This is a genomic window from Aurantimonas sp. E1-2-R+4, from assembly GCF_036549515.1.
Lineage (GTDB): Bacteria > Pseudomonadota > Alphaproteobacteria > Rhizobiales > Rhizobiaceae > Aurantimonas > Aurantimonas coralicida_A.
This window is the reverse complement of the sequence record NZ_JAZHLK010000021.1, coordinates 58,494-74,521: the sequence shown is the minus strand read 5'-3', so window position 1 is coordinate 74,521 and position 16,028 is coordinate 58,494. Positions and strand designations below refer to the sequence as shown.

General features: G+C 63.5%; 18 protein-coding genes. 6 read left to right on the top strand and 12 right to left on the bottom strand.

The window, feature by feature from the left end; translation table 11 throughout:
• Positions 1–633, top strand: a 633-nt coding sequence (locus VQ045_RS11545) for a hypothetical protein (RefSeq protein WP_331830207.1), incomplete at its 5' end; no start/stop codon positions are given.
• On the opposite strand, the gene VQ045_RS22005 is transcribed toward VQ045_RS11545, so the two are convergent.
• Positions 571–1,185, bottom strand: a complete 615-nt coding sequence (locus VQ045_RS22005; RefSeq protein WP_442879856.1) for a biosynthetic peptidoglycan transglycosylase — start codon at positions 1,183–1,185, stop codon at positions 571–573. The genes VQ045_RS11545 and VQ045_RS22005 overlap by 63 nt on opposite strands.
• Before the next feature lie 536 nt (positions 1,186–1,721).
• Here VQ045_RS22005 and VQ045_RS11540 point away from each other — a divergent pair.
• The gene (locus tag VQ045_RS11540) at positions 1,722–2,279 is read left to right on the top strand and encodes a hypothetical protein (RefSeq protein WP_331830206.1); all 558 of its coding nucleotides are present in this window, start codon (positions 1,722–1,724) and stop codon (positions 2,277–2,279) included.
• Positions 2,280–2,330: 51 nt separating this feature from the next.
• Here VQ045_RS11540 and uvrB read toward each other — a convergent pair whose 3' ends face one another.
• The 5 genes from uvrB to VQ045_RS11515 all read right to left on the bottom strand — a co-directional run bounded on the left by uvrB (position 2,331) and on the right by VQ045_RS11515 (position 8,358).
• Positions 2,331–5,669, bottom strand: a complete 3,339-nt coding sequence (uvrB, locus tag VQ045_RS11535) for an excinuclease ABC subunit UvrB (RefSeq protein WP_331830205.1) — start codon at positions 5,667–5,669, stop codon at positions 2,331–2,333.
• Between the two features lie 131 nt (positions 5,670–5,800).
• Positions 5,801–6,238: a hypothetical protein gene (locus VQ045_RS11530; protein ID WP_331830204.1), complete on the bottom strand. Its 438-nt coding sequence runs from the start codon at positions 6,236–6,238 to the stop codon at positions 5,801–5,803.
• 596 nt (positions 6,239–6,834) lie between these two features.
• A complete protein-coding gene (locus VQ045_RS11525; protein WP_327624489.1) occupies positions 6,835–7,275 on the bottom strand; it encodes a hypothetical protein in 441 nt (146 codons plus the stop codon).
• Positions 7,276–7,541: 266 nt separating this feature from the next.
• On the bottom strand, positions 7,542–7,982 hold the full coding sequence (locus VQ045_RS11520) for a hypothetical protein (protein ID WP_327646785.1): 441 nt from the start codon (positions 7,980–7,982) through the stop codon (positions 7,542–7,544).
• Between the two features lie 70 nt (positions 7,983–8,052).
• The gene (locus VQ045_RS11515) at positions 8,053–8,358 is read right to left on the bottom strand and encodes a hypothetical protein (RefSeq protein ID WP_331830203.1); all 306 of its coding nucleotides are present in this window, start codon (positions 8,356–8,358) and stop codon (positions 8,053–8,055) included.
• Positions 8,359–8,793: 435 nt separating this feature from the next.
• Here VQ045_RS11515 and VQ045_RS11510 point away from each other — a divergent pair, with 435 nt between their 5' ends.
• Together VQ045_RS11510 and VQ045_RS11505 are read left to right on the top strand one after the other, a co-directional pair.
• Positions 8,794–9,105 carry a hypothetical protein gene (locus VQ045_RS11510; protein ID WP_327624486.1) on the top strand — a complete coding sequence of 104 codons (312 nt, stop codon included), beginning with the start codon at positions 8,794–8,796 and terminating at the stop codon, positions 9,103–9,105.
• Between the two features lie 232 nt (positions 9,106–9,337).
• Positions 9,338–10,519: an extensin-like domain-containing protein gene (locus VQ045_RS11505; protein ID WP_331830202.1), complete on the top strand. Its 1,182-nt coding sequence runs from the start codon at positions 9,338–9,340 to the stop codon at positions 10,517–10,519.
• Positions 10,520–10,557: 38 nt separating this feature from the next.
• Here the strand turns inward: VQ045_RS11505 and VQ045_RS11500 are convergent, their stop codons facing one another.
• The gene (locus VQ045_RS11500) at positions 10,558–10,782 is read right to left on the bottom strand and encodes a YrhK family protein (protein WP_327624484.1); all 225 of its coding nucleotides are present in this window, start codon (positions 10,780–10,782) and stop codon (positions 10,558–10,560) included.
• Between the two features lie 204 nt (positions 10,783–10,986).
• Here VQ045_RS11500 and VQ045_RS11495 point away from each other — a divergent pair, with 204 nt between their 5' ends.
• Positions 10,987–11,835 (top strand): oxidoreductase, encoded by an 849-nt coding sequence (locus VQ045_RS11495; protein ID WP_331830201.1) that lies wholly within the window; start codon positions 10,987–10,989, stop codon positions 11,833–11,835.
• A 75-nt stretch (positions 11,836–11,910) separates the two neighbouring features.
• On the opposite strand, the gene VQ045_RS11490 is transcribed toward VQ045_RS11495, so the two are convergent.
• The 3 genes from VQ045_RS11490 to VQ045_RS11480 all read right to left on the bottom strand — a co-directional run bounded on the left by VQ045_RS11490 (position 11,911) and on the right by VQ045_RS11480 (position 12,943).
• Positions 11,911–12,315: an acyl-CoA thioesterase gene (locus tag VQ045_RS11490; RefSeq protein WP_442879855.1), complete on the bottom strand. Its 405-nt coding sequence runs from the start codon at positions 12,313–12,315 to the stop codon at positions 11,911–11,913.
• Between the two features lie 162 nt (positions 12,316–12,477).
• A complete protein-coding gene (locus tag VQ045_RS11485) occupies positions 12,478–12,759 on the bottom strand; it encodes a DUF6522 family protein (RefSeq protein ID WP_327624481.1) in 282 nt (93 codons plus the stop codon).
• A gap of 1 nt (position 12,760) precedes the next feature.
• Positions 12,761–12,943, bottom strand: coding sequence for a hypothetical protein (locus VQ045_RS11480; RefSeq protein WP_327624480.1), 183 nt, complete (start codon positions 12,941–12,943; stop codon positions 12,761–12,763).
• A gap of 99 nt (positions 12,944–13,042) precedes the next feature.
• Here VQ045_RS11480 and VQ045_RS11475 point away from each other — a divergent pair, with 99 nt between their 5' ends.
• A complete protein-coding gene (locus tag VQ045_RS11475) occupies positions 13,043–13,471 on the top strand; it encodes a group III truncated hemoglobin (protein WP_331830199.1) in 429 nt (142 codons plus the stop codon).
• A gap of 28 nt (positions 13,472–13,499) precedes the next feature.
• On the opposite strand, the gene VQ045_RS11470 is transcribed toward VQ045_RS11475, so the two are convergent.
• Complete coding sequence (locus VQ045_RS11470) at positions 13,500–14,417, bottom strand: DMT family transporter (protein ID WP_331830198.1); 918 nt, start codon at positions 14,415–14,417, stop codon at positions 13,500–13,502.
• A 109-nt stretch (positions 14,418–14,526) separates the two neighbouring features.
• Positions 14,527–16,017 carry a tripartite tricarboxylate transporter permease gene (locus VQ045_RS11465; RefSeq protein WP_331830197.1) on the bottom strand — a complete coding sequence of 497 codons (1,491 nt, stop codon included), beginning with the start codon at positions 16,015–16,017 and terminating at the stop codon, positions 14,527–14,529.
• Positions 16,018–16,028: the final 11 nt, after the last annotated feature.

Genomic DNA, 16,028 nt, shown 5'->3' with positions numbered 1-16,028 from the left:
CCCGCGGTTTGCTTTCGTCCACATCGCTTCCATGCCCTCGTCGAATCAAATCAACAGCATGGAATCACAAACGATTCATATCATTCAACTTCTTTGTGGACCGACACTAAGGAGCAGTACGACCAAAAGATAAAACTAATAGCGCAAATATTCTCTCTTGTGGATGAGAGAGTTGTGGCATCTAGGAATTACGCCACGGTCCTTGAATCCTTGGATGTAGATCGGGTGAATTCTGAAAGGGAAAAATATAGAGAAATCGTGGGTAGGTGGAATAGGAACATATCCGGTCTATTGATTCAAACGAAAACAGCTTTCTCACCTCAGGTGTGCTATGATATGGATCGATACTTTCTCCCTGAATTCTCTTCATTAGACGCCAAGTTACGAGCGATTCGAGAGTGGGAAGAGCCTATCGAAGAGAGGTTCAGGAACCTTCAAGAAGTGCGTGAATCGCTGAACGATATCAATATAGAGGCAAGAGAGCTGTCGACGCAGCTTCTATATCGTGCCCGTGATGAGCGAGCTTTTGTGGAGCAGAGGCCTAGGATAAGCTGGGCTAATCGAGACGTACTAACGCACATCTATCTTTTTAAATCGCTTTTCAAGCCGCGCACCTACACGGATTCCGTATAAAGCTCGTCGTCTAACCCTTTCATACCAATTCTTGTTTGGTTCCTTAGGGCGTGGATATACAAGCATTGCTGCTATAAACGCGGCTTCTTCTCCATGCAGGTCAGCCGCCGCTTTCGAGAAGACGACATCGGCGGCTGCGTCCACTCCGGTAATCCGATTGCCAAAGTAAGCTTGAGCAAGGTAGCTCCGGAGGAGCGCTGTCTTGTCGACGTGGAAACGAAGTATTACGGAAAGAGCCATCTCGTAAAATTTCCTCGAGAGCGTCCTATCGTAATTTCCCGTGATTGTGCGAACGTATTGCATGTCGATTGTGCTCGCACCCCCTGATTTCCCTCGAACCAACGACTTGAGAACTTCACGAACAAGGGATGGGAAATCTAAGCCAAAATGACCGTAAAACCGTCGATCTTCGAGGACAGTAACGTAAAACTCTACATCGCTTAGTGGAGTTGCATTATCCCAAATATATGAGGCCGACACAATTTTTTCGACGTCGAGGTTGGCCCGAATAAGAAGCTCTCTGATCGAAGGGATTGTCTTCTTATCACGCATATCAATTTTATAGGTTCGGCCGCGAATAAAGCGGTGTTGTCTAAAGTCTCTGCAGGATAGCATCGAAACGAGAATGCAACCAGAGGAATTACGCAATCCGCTATCCCGTCTAGCCGAATTGCTGCAACGGACTCGAATGAAGTTGCGTATAGGATTCCTTGTTGCTGCCCTCGCAAGGAGGAAGGGATCCCCAGCCTGCGGCCACGGAGGACAAGGTGGGGAGCGTGAACGCCTCTCCGGCGACCCCCGCGGCGCCGACCGCCTTTCCCCAGCGGCGGATCCGGCCGCCCTTCGCGGCCGAAGGAAGACGGCTCCCTATCGTCCCGGCCGGCGCTTGGGGCTTTTTTGGTAGGCTCCGGCTCTGCGAGCCGGACCGGTCCTACCCTCGTGGGAGCCGTAGCAAATGCGGTGGCGGCGGGGTTCGCCGGGCGCGTCCTGCGGGGCGGGTGGCTGGCGAGCGGTTTCACTTGCGACCTATCGGATGCTCGAACGCGCTCCGGCTCGACCAACATGGAATCGGCTGGCATAATTCGTCCATGCCGAAGGAAGCGTGGTTCGATCTGGAGCGTCACGAGGCGGTCATTCCGTGGCCGAAGTTCATTCTGTCCTTTCGTCAGATCGGCGGCTTTACGGCTGCGATGGTCGGTCTGATCCTGATCGCCGCCGTTGTCGATGGACGCGAACTGACGCCGTATCTCAAGGCGGTGCTTTATGTTGCGGTTCTGGTTCCGCTGGGCTTGATGCTTGTCCGAACCCTTGGGAAATACACCGATTTCAACACGCCGGTGGGAATAAGCCCGACGGCGATGGCTGCACGCGGCTGGCTGTCCGGGATTTATTTCGAATGGTCCGAGGTGCGAGCGTTGGTCTACCGTCCACCGATGATCGCCGGACGCTACGAACCGCCGACCAGTGAACTGTTCGTCATATTGAAGGACGATCGGCGCGACCGGGTAAGGCTCCCGTGCTTGCGGCCCGACGATGTCGGCCAATTGGTAGCGATCCTCAATGCAATCGCCCGCCGGCATGGCTTCGAGCTCGTCGTCGGCCATACGGAGGATGGAGACAAGCGGGCGCGGCAACTCGGCGCCTGAGGCGAAAGCCGCGCTGCCTCAAGCCCGATCCCGTAAGGCGTAACGTGCCTTCTACTGCCCCGGCCGGCCGGTCTTGCCGGGCCGGCGCTTGCGGCGTTTTTCGTCGGCGGGATCTTCGTAGGAGCCGCGGCCGATACGCTCGCGCCGGATCGGGGCAGGGGAGTCGTCGGGCTTCTTCGGTGGCGGGGTTTCCTCTTGTCCCGGTCGCGCCTCCGGCTCTCCACGCCTCTTGCCCAGCGGCTTTTCGGTGCGGCCGACGGTCATTTCGTCGAGGCTGTTCTTGCGAAAGTAGCCTTCGCCTCGGCGCTCCGGCCGATCGGGTGTCGGCGTGTCGGTGCCGGGGCCCATGTCGTCCAGCGAGGGTTTCTGGAAGTAGGAACCCCCGGAGTCTGGACCGGTTTGGGGCCTATCGGTCTGAGGAATGGGTCCTCGGGTCAAGCCCGAGGATGACGAAGCTGAGGTGTCGGCGCCAGCATCCGCATCCGGTCTTGGCGGGCGGGCCAGCGGTGCCGGGCGTCGGGCCGAGCCTTCGCCACGGGGTTTGAGCGGTTCGCCGCGCGGGCCAAACCGTTCCCCGCCGGCGGGGGCGCGGTCGCGCTTGGTCTTGCGGCCGTGCTTGGAGCGGCCTGTGACGGGAGAGATCGAGTCTTCCTCCATCGCGGCGGCGGCGGCGAGGGTGTCGTCTGCCTCGCTGGGCTCGGGCCCCCTCATCCCCCTGCCGGGACCGCCCGGGGACGAGCCACCGGTCTCGCCGCGTCCTGCGGACCCCCGACGGGGAGAAGCAGCTTCTGCGTCAGCGCCGTCGCCCGGCAGGCCGCCACGGCCTAGATCGGGTCCGAATTCCAGTTCCTTGGCCTGCAGCCGCTTGATTTCGTCCCGGAGCCGCGCGGCGGTTTCGAAGTCGAGATCGGCGGCGGCGTCGCGCATCTGCTTTTCCAGATGCTGGAGATGGGATTTGAGGTTGTTGCCGACGAGGGCGCCTTCCCTGGCGCCGGGACCGACATCGACGCGGACATGGTCCTTTTCGTAATAGGAATCGAGGATGTCGGCGATATGCGCCTTTACCGATTCCGGCGTGATGCCGTGCTCGGTATTGTAGGCCTCCTGCTTCTCGCGGCGGCGGCTGGTCTCGGCCATCGCCCGCTCCATCGAGCCGGTGACCCGGTCGGCATAGAGGATCACCTTGCCGTCGATATTGCGGGCGGCGCGGCCGATGGTCTGGATCAGCGAGGTTTCCGAGCGCAGGAAACCCTCCTTGTCGGCGTCGAGAATGGCGACCAGCCCGCATTCGGGAATGTCGAGGCCCTCGCGCAGCAAATTGATGCCGACCAGGACGTCGAAGGCGCCGAGGCGCAGGTCGCGGATGATCTCGATGCGCTCCAGCGTGTCGATGTCGGAGTGCATGTAGCGCACGCGAATGCCCTGCTCGTGCAGATATTCGGTGAGGTCCTCGGCCATGCGCTTGGTGAGGACGGTGCACAGCACCCGGTAGCCCTTGGCGACCACCTCGCGGATTTCGCCGATGAGGTCGTCGACCTGGGAGCGGGCCGGGCGGATCTCCACCGGCGGGTCGATCAGCCCGGTGGGGCGGATCACCTGCTCGGCGAAGACGCCGCCGGCCTCCTCCATCTCCCAGGAGGAGGGCGTGGCGGAGACCGCGACGGTCTGCGGCCGCATGGCGTTCCACTCCTCGAAGCGCAGCGGCCGATTGTCCATGCAGGAGGGCAGGCGAAAACCGTATTCGGCCAGCGTCGCCTTGCGGCGGAAGTCGCCGCGATACATGGCGCCGATCTGCGGCACGGTGACGTGGGATTCGTCGATGAAGACCAGGGCGTTGTCGGGCAGATATTCGAACAGGGTCGGCGGCGGGTGGCCGGGCTGGCGGCCGGTGAGATAGCGCGAATAGTTCTCGATGCCGGGACAGGAGCCGGTGGCCTCGATCATTTCGATGTCGAAGCGGGTGCGCTGTTCCAGCCGCTGGGCCTCCAGCAGGCGGCCGGCCTTTTCCAGCTCGACCAGGCGGTGTTTCAACTCCTGCTTGATCGATTTCACGGCCTGATTCAGGGTCGGGCGCGGCGTCACATAGTGGGAGTTGGCGTAGATCTTGACGGATTTCAGGTCGTCGGTTTTCTGGCCGGTGAGCGGGTCGAACTCCTGGATCGTCTCGATCTCGTCGCCGAACAGCGAAATGCGCCAGGCGCGATCCTCCAGATGGGCGGGGAAGATCTCGATGGTGTCGCCGCGCACCCGGAAGCTGCCGCGCTGAAAGTCCATGTCGCGGCGCTTGTATTGCTGGGCGACGAGGTCGGCGAGAAGCTGGCGCTGGTCGAGCCGGTCGCCGATCGCCATCTGGAAGGTCATCGCCGTATAGGTCTCGACCGAGCCGATACCGTAGATGCAGGAGACCGAGGCGACGATGATGACGTCGTCGCGCTCGAGCAGCGCGCGGGTTGCGGCGTGGCGCATCCGGTCGATCTGCTCGTTGATCGAGGATTCCTTCTCGATATAGGTGTCCGAGCGCGGCACGTAGGCCTCGGGCTGGTAGTAGTCGTAATAGGAGACGAAATACTCCACGGCGTTGTCGGGGAAGAAGTTCTTGAACTCGCCGTAGAGCTGCGCCGCCAGGGTCTTGTTGGGGGCGAGCACGAGCGCCGGGCGCTGGGTCTTCTCGATGACGTTGGCGACGGTAAACGTCTTGCCGGAGCCGGTGACGCCGAGCAGCACCTGGGTCTGGTCGTGATCGGAAATGCCGGAAACGAGATCGGCGATCGCCGTCGGCTGGTCGCCTTTCGGGACGTAGTCCGAGGCGATGCGGAACGGCACGCCGCCCTCGGACTTGTCCGGCCGGGCCGGGCGGTGCGGCACCCAGATCTCACCGTTCTTGAGCAGCGGGTTGCCCTCGGAGATCAGCTTGGTCAGCGCGTCGACGGTGGCGGTGACGCCGCCCTCGGGCAGCGAGCCGGCATCCTCCAGCGAGACGTCGAGGCCGGCGACGGGGTTGAGGCCGGCGGCGGCGCGCTGCTTGGGATCGCGGGTCGCGCCCATCGAGGTGCCGCGGGAGGTCTTTTGGGGTTTTTCCGATTTCGCTCCGGCGGACTTGGGGGTCTTCGCCTTGGTAACCTTGCCCTTCGGCTCGGCGTCCGCCTTGCGCTCGGCGTCGACGGTGGCTGCTTGCGCGATCTCGTCGGCCCAGCCCGAGAGCGGACCGGCGGGCACACCGTCGAAGGACGCCTGCGGGGCTTCCTCGAAACCGGCCGGCCGAGTGGGTTCGGCGGCGTCGGCGAAATCCTGCAACGGTCCGCGCCGGGCCGGCGCGCTGGGATCGAAGGGCGGCTCGTCAGCGGTGTTAGCGGGCGGACGCGGGCGGGTCGGTTTGGGTCGGGAAGCCATGGCGGAACATATAGAGACCAAGACGGCGAGTTGAAAGCGGGCGACGCGATGGATCGGCCGGCGAATGCACGGCAGCGGGAACGACCGAGCCGGCGGGCTGGCGATGCTTCAGCTCCTCAGACGCCGGGGCCTCAACTCGTGGGTCGGGATTGTGCCTGCGACGCGGCTTCGTTGCGCGGCAGGCTGAGCTCGATCGACAGCGACAGAGCCGGGATGGCGAGCGAGAAGATCGGCAGGCGGTCGCTGACGGTGTGGTCGTAGACAATTTGATCATCGACGGAGAAGACGGGGGCGTCCGACTGCATCACAGTCGGCAGCTCGTCCCCCGAGTCAGTCGTGGACATGGACAGATAGCCCTCGTTCGCCAGTGCCGCGAGGATGTAGGGTGGCGCGTAGTAGGCCGCGTTCTCGGGGGTGATTGGCCGGACACGCAGATGCGATCCGCTCTCGCAGGCCTCCGCGCTCGGCTGGCCCGCGTCCGAGAGGGTGACGTAGCACCGCGTTGGGACGGCGGCGCACCCTGTCAGTGTCAGCACAAGCACAAGACTAATAGCGGGGCGGTAAAGCATGGGGAACTCATTCTGAGATCGCATTAATCCAATTTATGTTACGTAGAGCTAACGTCGAAAGGAGAAAAAGAATTGCAAATATTCAAACGATAGCCCGTATTGAATCAGGCTTTTTCGATCGGGTGGTTACTACTGAGATTCGCGAGAGAAGACAATTCGATGCGCCGCTTTAACGCTAAATAAGTCATGGCGGAGGCGAAGCCCCATCCGAAGTGCATTTGGCGAATGCAGACGAGGCAAGGGGCCGCGTGCAAGCGTGTCCGGCCTGAACGGATCGGGGGGGCGGCCCCTGTTCGACCGATCAGGCAGAGATGACTGGGGTCGGTAAAGGTCGAGCCGGCGAGAGACGGAGGACGAGCGCCGGCTACGAATGCGGTCCCGCCCCGATCTCCGGTTGTTCATCGTCATGCGGGATGCGACGACGGTAGTCGGAAAACCCCAGGCGGCTACTGACTACCAACCTGCGGTGATAAAATTCCATTCGACCGGGACGATCGCCGATGCATGGCAGGGAGCGGGGCGACGCGCGATGCGGCGCTCCTGGCCGGACAAGCCCGCTCGGCGCCGTAAGAGGTCCCTATCACTGCAGGTTGGTATTACTGGATGGTGAAGGGAATCTGTCGGCTCGACCGGTCCCGCAGGCCGGGGGCCGGATGGCGATGTCCGCGCGGTTCGATCAGTAGCGGCACACCGTTGAGCACGACATGGCCGGCTGGCAGGCCCCGCAGGATATAATTGCGGCGCGGACCGACGACAGCGACGCGCTCGCCGAGTGTATCGAAGGAATAGGAGCGGCCGTCGCAGAGCACCGGCGTGGCGAAAAGGCTCCGGCTGCTGGCGTCGAAGGAGTCGAGGTCGATGGTTTTGCAGCGCCGAATCTTCGCAGTGTGCAGCGAGCCCGTCGAGCGGTCGAGGACAACCGCGTTAAGGTCGTAGCCTTGCGTCTGCTCCACCAACTCGAAGTGCAGGCTGAGAATGGTCGCCGGTCGCGGCGAGGCGGTTCGTACGGCGTAGCCGAAGGGCGTGGACGACCGCATCGGCGCCGCCGCTATACGCTCGTTCGTCAACGTCCGAGCTGCCCGGGCGCCCGGTCTGTCGAGCTGGCATGCGGCGAGGAGTGGGACAAGGGCGGCCAACAACAGTGCCGTCCTATAGGAACGCCCGTGCGAGACACCGCTATTGCCGCAGGTTGGTTTAATCCGTTTTTCCAAAGATCCCGCCGAATTGAGTAGCGTTCTCATCATCGCACACCTGCCGATCTTAAACGGATTGAAGAGGGAAAACGAAAGCCTTCGGTTCGGGGTCAGGGAAATTGCCAAGTCGGCGAGGGGGCGGGATCGATGACGCGCTCCTCATCTTCAACGAGCAGCGGCACGCCGTTCAGGATGACATATCCGGGCTCGACATCCCTTAGCGGATGATCGCGTTTGACGCCGCTGACGATGACGTGCCGACCCACCAGATCGAAAACATAGCGTTCATCATCGCATGCCACCGGCTCGCCGAAGAGGGTTTCACCGCCGATGCCAATATCGATCGTGGCGCAACTGTCGAGCGGGACCGTACTGACTTCCTCGCTCAGCCGGTCGCGGATGAGGGCGTTGAGATCGTAGCCGGTTGCCTTCTCTACGAACTCGAAGGCAATGCTCAGGTCGGCGGTTATGGGCAGCGGAGCGGCATCGATATCCGGGGATGCGAAGGGTATCGCCAGTCCCGCCATGAGAGTCAGCAGCCCGATGGCCATCATTCATCTCCAACCGATGCGCGCGAAAGGAAAGGGGGAGAGGAGGCCCAGGGGCTCCCTCTCCGAAGCGTCAGCAACCCTGCGCGACGAGCGTGTAGTGGTCCTGCTCGAGCAATTTGCGAGTCTGGATGTAGACGGCCGGATTGCGTCGCTTGATGATCACTGCACCATCGGCGATGTTTCCGACCCAGCTACGGCTTTCGCCGCTCACTTTCTTGCCCTTGGTGTTGAATATGTAGGTCGAGGGAATATACTCGACCAAATAGCACTTGTCGTTGTTTTCAACGACCTTCCGCGTGAACGTCTTCGCGTCAGCGGCAGCTGACAACGCCAACGTGCTGACCGCAGCGGCAACGGAAATCAGAAACATACGCATTGTTTACGCCTCCCGATATTTTGATATTGCGCAAGGGAAGTATTAAATCAAAGCCTACGGATATCAACTGATTTTTTCATTCATGGCTCGACAAAAGACAGGATGGGCTATTGCGTCAACGGAAGTGTATCAACTTGATACAACCGCAAGCTTCCGTAGCTGTCAACCGAAAGAATCAGCCGATCGTCGTTGCCTCGTCGCCGAATGCCGCTCGCTTCTGCGAGGATACGCTAGCGGTGGCTCGGGCGCGCGAGTTTCACGAAAGTCGCGGCCGGCCCGCCGATTTTCGAGGGCGGACACTCGCCGACTGTGTGACCGGGCGGGACGCAGGCTGGCGGGTTTGCTCGGTCGCGCCGTCGTACTATCGAGCGTGTTGCGCTTCCTGCGGCGCATCCGTTCATGCTCGGTTCAGAGCCGGTGCGCGAATCTCGGGTCATGAAGAACGACTCGCTCCCCCTGATCGATTTCTCGCTCCCCCTGATCGATTTGCAGTATGCCGCCGGTTTCCCGGCCGGCCGGATCGTTTCCGGCGCGCCCATATGGCAACTCCGCATTGCCCATGAGAATTCGGAGTCCCGGGACGCTGTCGCGGAATCGGCGGCGGTAGCCCCCCGGCGGTCGTCCCGCAAGGCGGCCGCTGGCTGGCTGGCCGCGGCGCTGTTGTTCACCGGCGCCGCATCTCCGCCAGCCCAAGCCGCCGCTTCGCGTCCCACCGAAGATGCCGCGCCGGAGATGTCTGCGGGCTGAGCGTCGCGCCTGTCGGCAGCGACGCTTTTCGGCGTCCCGTTCATTCTTCGCTTACCAAACGCCGATAGGTTTTCCTCGTCCCGCTCGNATGCCGCGCCGGAGATGTCTGCGGGCTGAGCGTCGCGCCTGTCGGCAGCGACGCTTTTCGGCGTCCCGTTCATTCTTCGCTTACCAAACGCCGATAGGTTTTCCTCGTCCCGCTCGAGTTTCGCGGAAGACGAAAGGCCATCGCATGGTATTGCGTAAAAGCGGATGGCGCAGAGTTGCGCTCGCCGCCGTTTGTTTCACGGCGGCGAGCCTTTCTTCGGGGGCATTGGCCCAGAGCGGCAGCGGCGCGATGGTCTGGGGCGGCCGCCTGCCGGCGGCTGGTGAGGGCTACACGCCGAGCGTGGGCAGTGTCGGTCGACAAGACATTCCGATTTCCCAGCCACAGCAACCGATGTCGCCGGCGACGGCTCCGGCGGCAGCGCCCGCAGATGACAAAGCGCTCCTCGACGATCTGCTGGGACGAAGCCGGGCTCGTGCCTCAACGGATGACGCATCCTTCGTGCCCGCCACGCGTCAGGCGCCTGCCGCCCCGACCTATCCGGCCGCCCTGCCGCCGCTTGATGCGCCGAGCGAAGTCGACGCCGATCCCGCGCGCTTCGGCGCCGCCGACTCCGTCGACGATCCCTGGCAAGGCCTCAAGCGCGTGACGCCGGGGGCGATCCCGCCGCCGGAGACCGCGTCCCGCGAGGCGCTGTCGCCGCAACTGGTGCCGCATCGGGGCGTTGTGGCCTCGCTGGGCGGCCAACCGCGACCCGCGCGACGCCCTGACACAGTGCCAGGACGCGGTCGCCTCGAACAGGAGGCGCCGAGCGGCTACACCGCTTTGCCGCGGTCGGAGGCGATGTGTCGCAAGGCATTGCGACAAATGGGCGTAAAATTCGTCGACGTCGCGCCTGTCGGAAAGGGCGCGGGCTGCGGCATCTCCTATCCGGTCAAGGTGCTGGAGATTGCCAAGGGCGTGCGGATGCAGCCGGCGGCCACGTTGAACTGCCCCGCGGCGGCGCGCATTTCAAAATGGGTCGAGGACGAGGTCAAGCCAGCCGCACGCTGGCGGCTATGGACCCGGCCGACGGCGGTGCTCAACGCCTCGTCCTATCGCTGTTCGCGCATCGCCGGCTCACGCACGATCAGCGAGCACGCCAGCGGTAACGCCCTCGACGTGCGCGGCTTCAAATTCGCCGACGGCAGCACCTTCGACGTGGAGAAGAAGGGGTTCTTCTCGTTCCGGCAGAAGGGCTTTCAGAAAAGCGTGCGGCAGTCGGGCTGCCGCTATTTCGGCACCGTCCTCGGACCCGGGTACAACCGCGCGCATGCCGACCATCTGCATCTGGATGCCAAGAACCGGCGACGTGGGGTGTGCAAGTAGGGGGCGGTCGGGCGAAAATCCACGGCGCCGGGTCGTTGTCAGCGCCGCCGGCGTTCTTCGGCCTCGTAGAGCGTCTTGAGCAATTGCCCGACCGAGCCGAGAAACATGCCGGTCGATCCGAGAACGAACATCCAGACCGCCACCGTGTACCAGGCCTCGAATGTCTTGAAGAACAGCACCGAGCCGACCACGAACAGGAAATTGCCGAGAAGGCCGATCCCCAGATGGATGTGGCCATAGTCGCGTACGAGAGTCTGGATCATAGGTGGGCTACATTGGGGCGGGGATGACTGCAGATACCCGCCCGGGCGCTGGCATCAAGGTGGGTCCTCGCGCTGCCCCGAGTCAGCCGCACTCTTTCCCGTGACCGGAGTGTTCGCCTTGTCGGCTCGTCAGCTTGCCTTATGTTGTGGCTCCCATCGCCCTGCGTCGCATGCGGCGCTCTCCCCGATATTGGAAGGCAAAGCATGACCACAGAATCCACGCCCGTGTGGTTCATCTCGGGATGCTCGACCGGTTTCGGCCGCGAACTCGCCGAAGCCGTTCTCAAGCGCGGCTGGCGGGCTGTCGTCACCTCGCGCGACAAGGCGCGTGTCGCTGATCTTGTGGACGGCGCGGAGGATCGCGCTTTGGCCGTGTCTCTCGACGTGACAAAGCCGGATGAAATCGTCGCGGCGGTGACGGCCGCAAAGGAGCGCTTCGGTCGGATCGACGTCCTCGTCAATAACGCCGGCTACGGCTACCAGGCCGCGATCGAGGAGGGCGTCGATGACGAGATCCGCGCCATGTTCGAGGCCAATGTCTTCGGCCTGTTCGCACTGACGCGGGCCGTACTGCCGGGTATGCGCGAACAGCGTGGCGGTCACATCCTCAACATTTCGTCGGTCGCCGGCTTCATCGGCTTCCCGGGTTCGGGATATTATGCCGCCACCAAGCACGCGGTCGAAGGCTTCACCGACGCGCTGGCCGCCGAAGCGGCGCCGCTCGGCATCAAGGTTATCGCCGTCGAGCCCGGCCCCTTCCGCACCGATTGGGCCGGTCGCTCGCTTAAACAGACGCCGAACCGGATCGCCGACTACGCCGATACAGCGGGAAAGCGCATGCAGGGCACGAGCGGGGGGAGTGGCGGACAGCCCGGCGACCCAATGCGCGCGGCGGAGGCGATGATTGCGCTGACCGATCACGCCGCGCCCCCGCGCCATCTCGTGCTCGGCGCCTGGGGCGTCGACCAGGTCACCCAGCGGCTGAAGGCGCGGCTGGCGGAGATCGAGGAATGGCGAGCGACCGGCGAAGCGACGGACTTCCCGAAGGGTTGAGATAGCCGGCTCGGACGGCGGCCATGCTCCTCCGTCGCGGCAAGACCGGCGCGGCGGACGGCCGGAACAAAAGCTTCACTCCGCCAGCGTTTCCGCCGGGATCGCCACCGGGCGACCATTGTCGTCGATCGCCACCATGACGAAGGTGCCTTCGGTCACCTTCGTCCGCGCGTTGGAGGCGCGGGCTTTGGTCCAGGCTTCGATGCCAAGCGTGATCGAGGTGCGGCCGATCTTCTCGATCGACGAATAGACGCAGAGCGTGTCGCCGATCTTCACCGGTCGCTTGAAGGTCAGCGCGTTGACGGCGATCGTCGCGACCCGGCCGCGGGCCCGCTCCGCGGCGCGGATGCCGGCGGCCAGATCCATCTGCGACATCACCCAGCCGCCGAAGATGTCGCCATTGGCATTGGCGTCGGCGGGCATCGCCGGAATGCGCACAGTGAGGTCGCCCCGCGGCATCACGTCGGTCTCGTCCATCATCGTCTCCCCTTCGTCACGTCCGCTTGGCATAGCAGAAGCCGGCGGGTTTGGCAGTCGGCTCAGACCGGCTCACGCACCGGTGGCCGGGCGGGCCGATACATCGGCACAAGTTCGACCGCGAGCATCGCCGCGAAGATCAGCGCGCAGCCACGACGGGCCCCGTTACGACCCGCGCGTGTCCGGCGCGGATGTCGGGTCGTCCGGTGCTTCGGTGACAAGGCGTCCGTCAGGCAGGCGGAGGATCACGAGCTTCCGTCCGCGATAACGAAAGATCAGCCGGTGCCGCCCGGCATCCTCTCCGACACCGCGTTCGACCGTGCCACGCACATTGCCGCGTCGCATCTCGGCTATGAAAAACGGGACCGGGACATGGAAGGCACGGGCGATCTGGGCGCCATCGACCTCTACGTCCTCGGGCGCGGAAAGGGTGATCAGATCGTTCATGTCAGGCCTCCACGCTGGCGGTCAGCGGAGCGCAAGCAGCGTTGCCCACTTCGTGGACCACATTCGTGAGATGGGAAACGCCGCAAGCCCTGGAAATCTCGCCGATCGAGCAAAGCGTATGCGGCCGCGCAGCATGGTAGATCAGAACGCGCAGCGCATAGTCGGTGTAGCGGGTGAGGGGCATGCGACAGCTCGCCTTCGATCCGGTCGTTAAAACATATATTCCATTTGCATGTTTAGTCCAGCGTGTTAGGACGCGACCGACAGAGCGACAGGTGAATCGATGCTTCAGGTGTCCGACACGCAGCCCGCCGTGAGCGACAGCGAACTTCGCGAATTGCTGGGCGAGTTCTACGGTTTGGTGCGCGAGGACGCGGTCCTCGGTCCGATCTTCGAACGGGCGATCGACGATTGGCCTGCGCATCTGGAGCGCCTGACGGCGTTCTGGTCGTCGGTGATGCGGGGCTCGGGCGCCTACAAGGGCAATCCCTTCGCCGCCCATCGCAGACATCTTGACGAGATTGATCCGGGGATGTTCGACCGCTGGCTGGGAATCTGGCGCGCGACGACGAGCCGCCGCTTCCCGCCCGAGATCGCCGCGATCTTCCATCTCAAGGCCGACCGGATCGGCGAGAGCCTCAAGGCGGCACTGTTTTTTCGGCCCGAGCTGACGCAAACCAGTCTCGCGAACCCGACAAGCAAGTCTGGATAGAGCGCTTGGCCGTGGCGGCATGCGCTGATTAGCGGTTCTCGTGCGGTGTCGGGAGTTCGGCCGGCCCGGCCGGACGGCGACGATACATCGGCACCAGCTCGACCGCGAGCATCGCCGCAAAGATCAGCGCGCAGCCGAGAAGGCCGAGCGCGGCGATGCGTTCGCCCAAAAGGACTACGCCGAACAGCGCTGCGAACAGCGCCTCGGAGGAGAGGAAGATCGCCGCCTGCGGCGCCGTCGTATAACGCTGACCGATGATCTGCAGCGTGAACGCCAACCCCGATGCGAACACGCCGCCATAGACGATCTCCGGCCAGGCGGCGAAGAGCGAGGCAAGGGACGGCGCCTCGAGGATCAGAGCGCCGAGCGCCGCGAGCGCCGTCGTCACGGCGAACTGCACCACCGACAGCGTGTAGGGGCGCCCGCTGGGGCCGGCGAAGATCCCGACGAGAAGGATCTGCAGCGCCCAGAACACGGCGCAGACGATCATCAGGATGTCGCCGGAATTCAGTGCCGAAACGCTTCCGCCACCAAGCAGCACGATGCCGCCAAAAGCCGCGATCGCCGAAGGCCAGACCACCCAATGGGCGCGATGGCGCAAGATGACGAGGGCGAGGAATGGCGTGAAGACGACATAAAGCCCGGTGAGGAAGCCGGCATTGGTGACCGAGGTGGTGACGATGCCGATCTGCTGGAGGATCGCGGCAAGGAACAGCATCACGCCGATGGCGACGAAGCCGGAGGGCGCTCCCCTGGGAAGCGGGGATTTGGCGCGGCCGGATTCGCGCAAGGCGAAGGGCAGGACGGACAGGGTGGCGAGGGCGAATTTCGCCGCAGTGAAGGTCCACGGGCCGAGATCGTCCATCGCCGTCGACTGGGCGACGAAGCCCATGCCCCAGACGGCGCCGGCAAGCAGCAGGAGAAGGTTGGCATTGAGGCGGGACAAGGGCGGCACCGGCGAAATTGGGTTGGCGCTGGGGCTAGCGGCTCGACCCGCGCGACGCAAGGGCCGGGCCGGGCGATCGGGCGACGACGTACCTGGTTGGTGTAAGGCCCTACGCCGCGCCCGCTGCCCGCCATCGCCTCATCACGAGCGAGACGAGGGGCCAGACGAGAGCCGCTGCCGCGACCAGAATGAGGGCGATGCTGAGCGGCCGCTCGAAGAAAATTCCGTGTGAGCCCTGCGACATGATCAGGGAGCGCGCATAGTTCGATTCCACAATGGCGCCAAGCACCATTGCCAGAACAAGCGGTGCCATCGGGAATCGCAACTTCTTCAAGAAGTAGCCGCCGATCCCGAAGAGGAGCGCCAGCCACACGTCGAACATCAGGTTGCGCAGGGCATATGTGCCGACCAGCGAGAGCATGACGATGCCGACGGCAAGGACGGAATTCGGCAGGGCGAGGACCTTGCGCCAGAGAGGCATGGCGGCCGTCCCCAGCACGAACAGCATCGGGAAGGCGACCAGCATTCCCACGAACAGGCCGTAGACCACGTCCGGATTCTCGGCGAAAAGTCTCGGGCCGGGTTGCAGCCCGTGAATGATGAGCGCGCCGATCAGCACGGCGGTCGTGGGACTGCCGGGAAGACCCAGGGTGAGGAGGGGCATCAGCGCACCGCCGACCGAGGCGCTGTTGGCTGCTTCCGGCGCCGCGACCCCCTTGATCTGGCCCTTGCCGAAGGTTTCCGGCTTATCGGACCAACGGCGTTCCTGATCATAGGCGAGCCAACCGGCGATGTTGGCTCCGGCGCCCGGGATCGCGCCGATGACGGTACCGATCGCCGAGCCGCGCAAGAATGTCGGGAGCATCGAAGCCGCTCCGCGCAATCCAAGCTTCTCGCCGGAGTCGCTGATGCGGGCTTCCTTGCGGGTGTCATCCCGTTCCGCCAGCGTGAAAGCTTCCGCCAGCGCGAAGACCCCGATGAGCACGGCCAGGAAGGGGATGCCCTCATACAGTTCGAAAAAGGATCCGGTGTAGCGCGGTGCGCCGGAGATCGGGTCGACGCCGACCACGGCGAGCAAGAGACCGATGATGCCCGCCGCCAAGCCCTTCAGAATGGTATCCCCGCTCAAACTCGCGATCAGGGTCAGGCCGAACAATCCCAACGCGAAGTATTCCGGGGGCCCGAATTGCAGCACAAAGACAACGAGCGGCTGGGAAAAGACGATCAGCGCGATTGCACCGACGACGACGCCGAAGGTCGAGGCGGAAAGCGAGGTCTGTAGCGCCAAGGCGCCCCGGCCTTGTCGGTTCATCGGGTAGCCGTCCACGACGGTGGCGGTAGCCGCCGCCGTACCCGGTGTTCCGATGAGGATCGCGGATATCGAGCCTCCGTATTCCGCGGCGATATACAGTGAAACGAGGAGGTTGAAGCCCACGGAGGGCGACAGGCTGAACGTTGCCGGAATAAGAAGCGCGACACCGAGAGACGGGCCGAGACCGGGCAGGGCTCCGACGACGATGCCGAGAGCGGTGCCAACGAAGATCGCCAACAGCCCTTGCCACGTGAAGACGGCCTCGATGCCGAGCAGTAGATTCTGCATGATGTTCGATC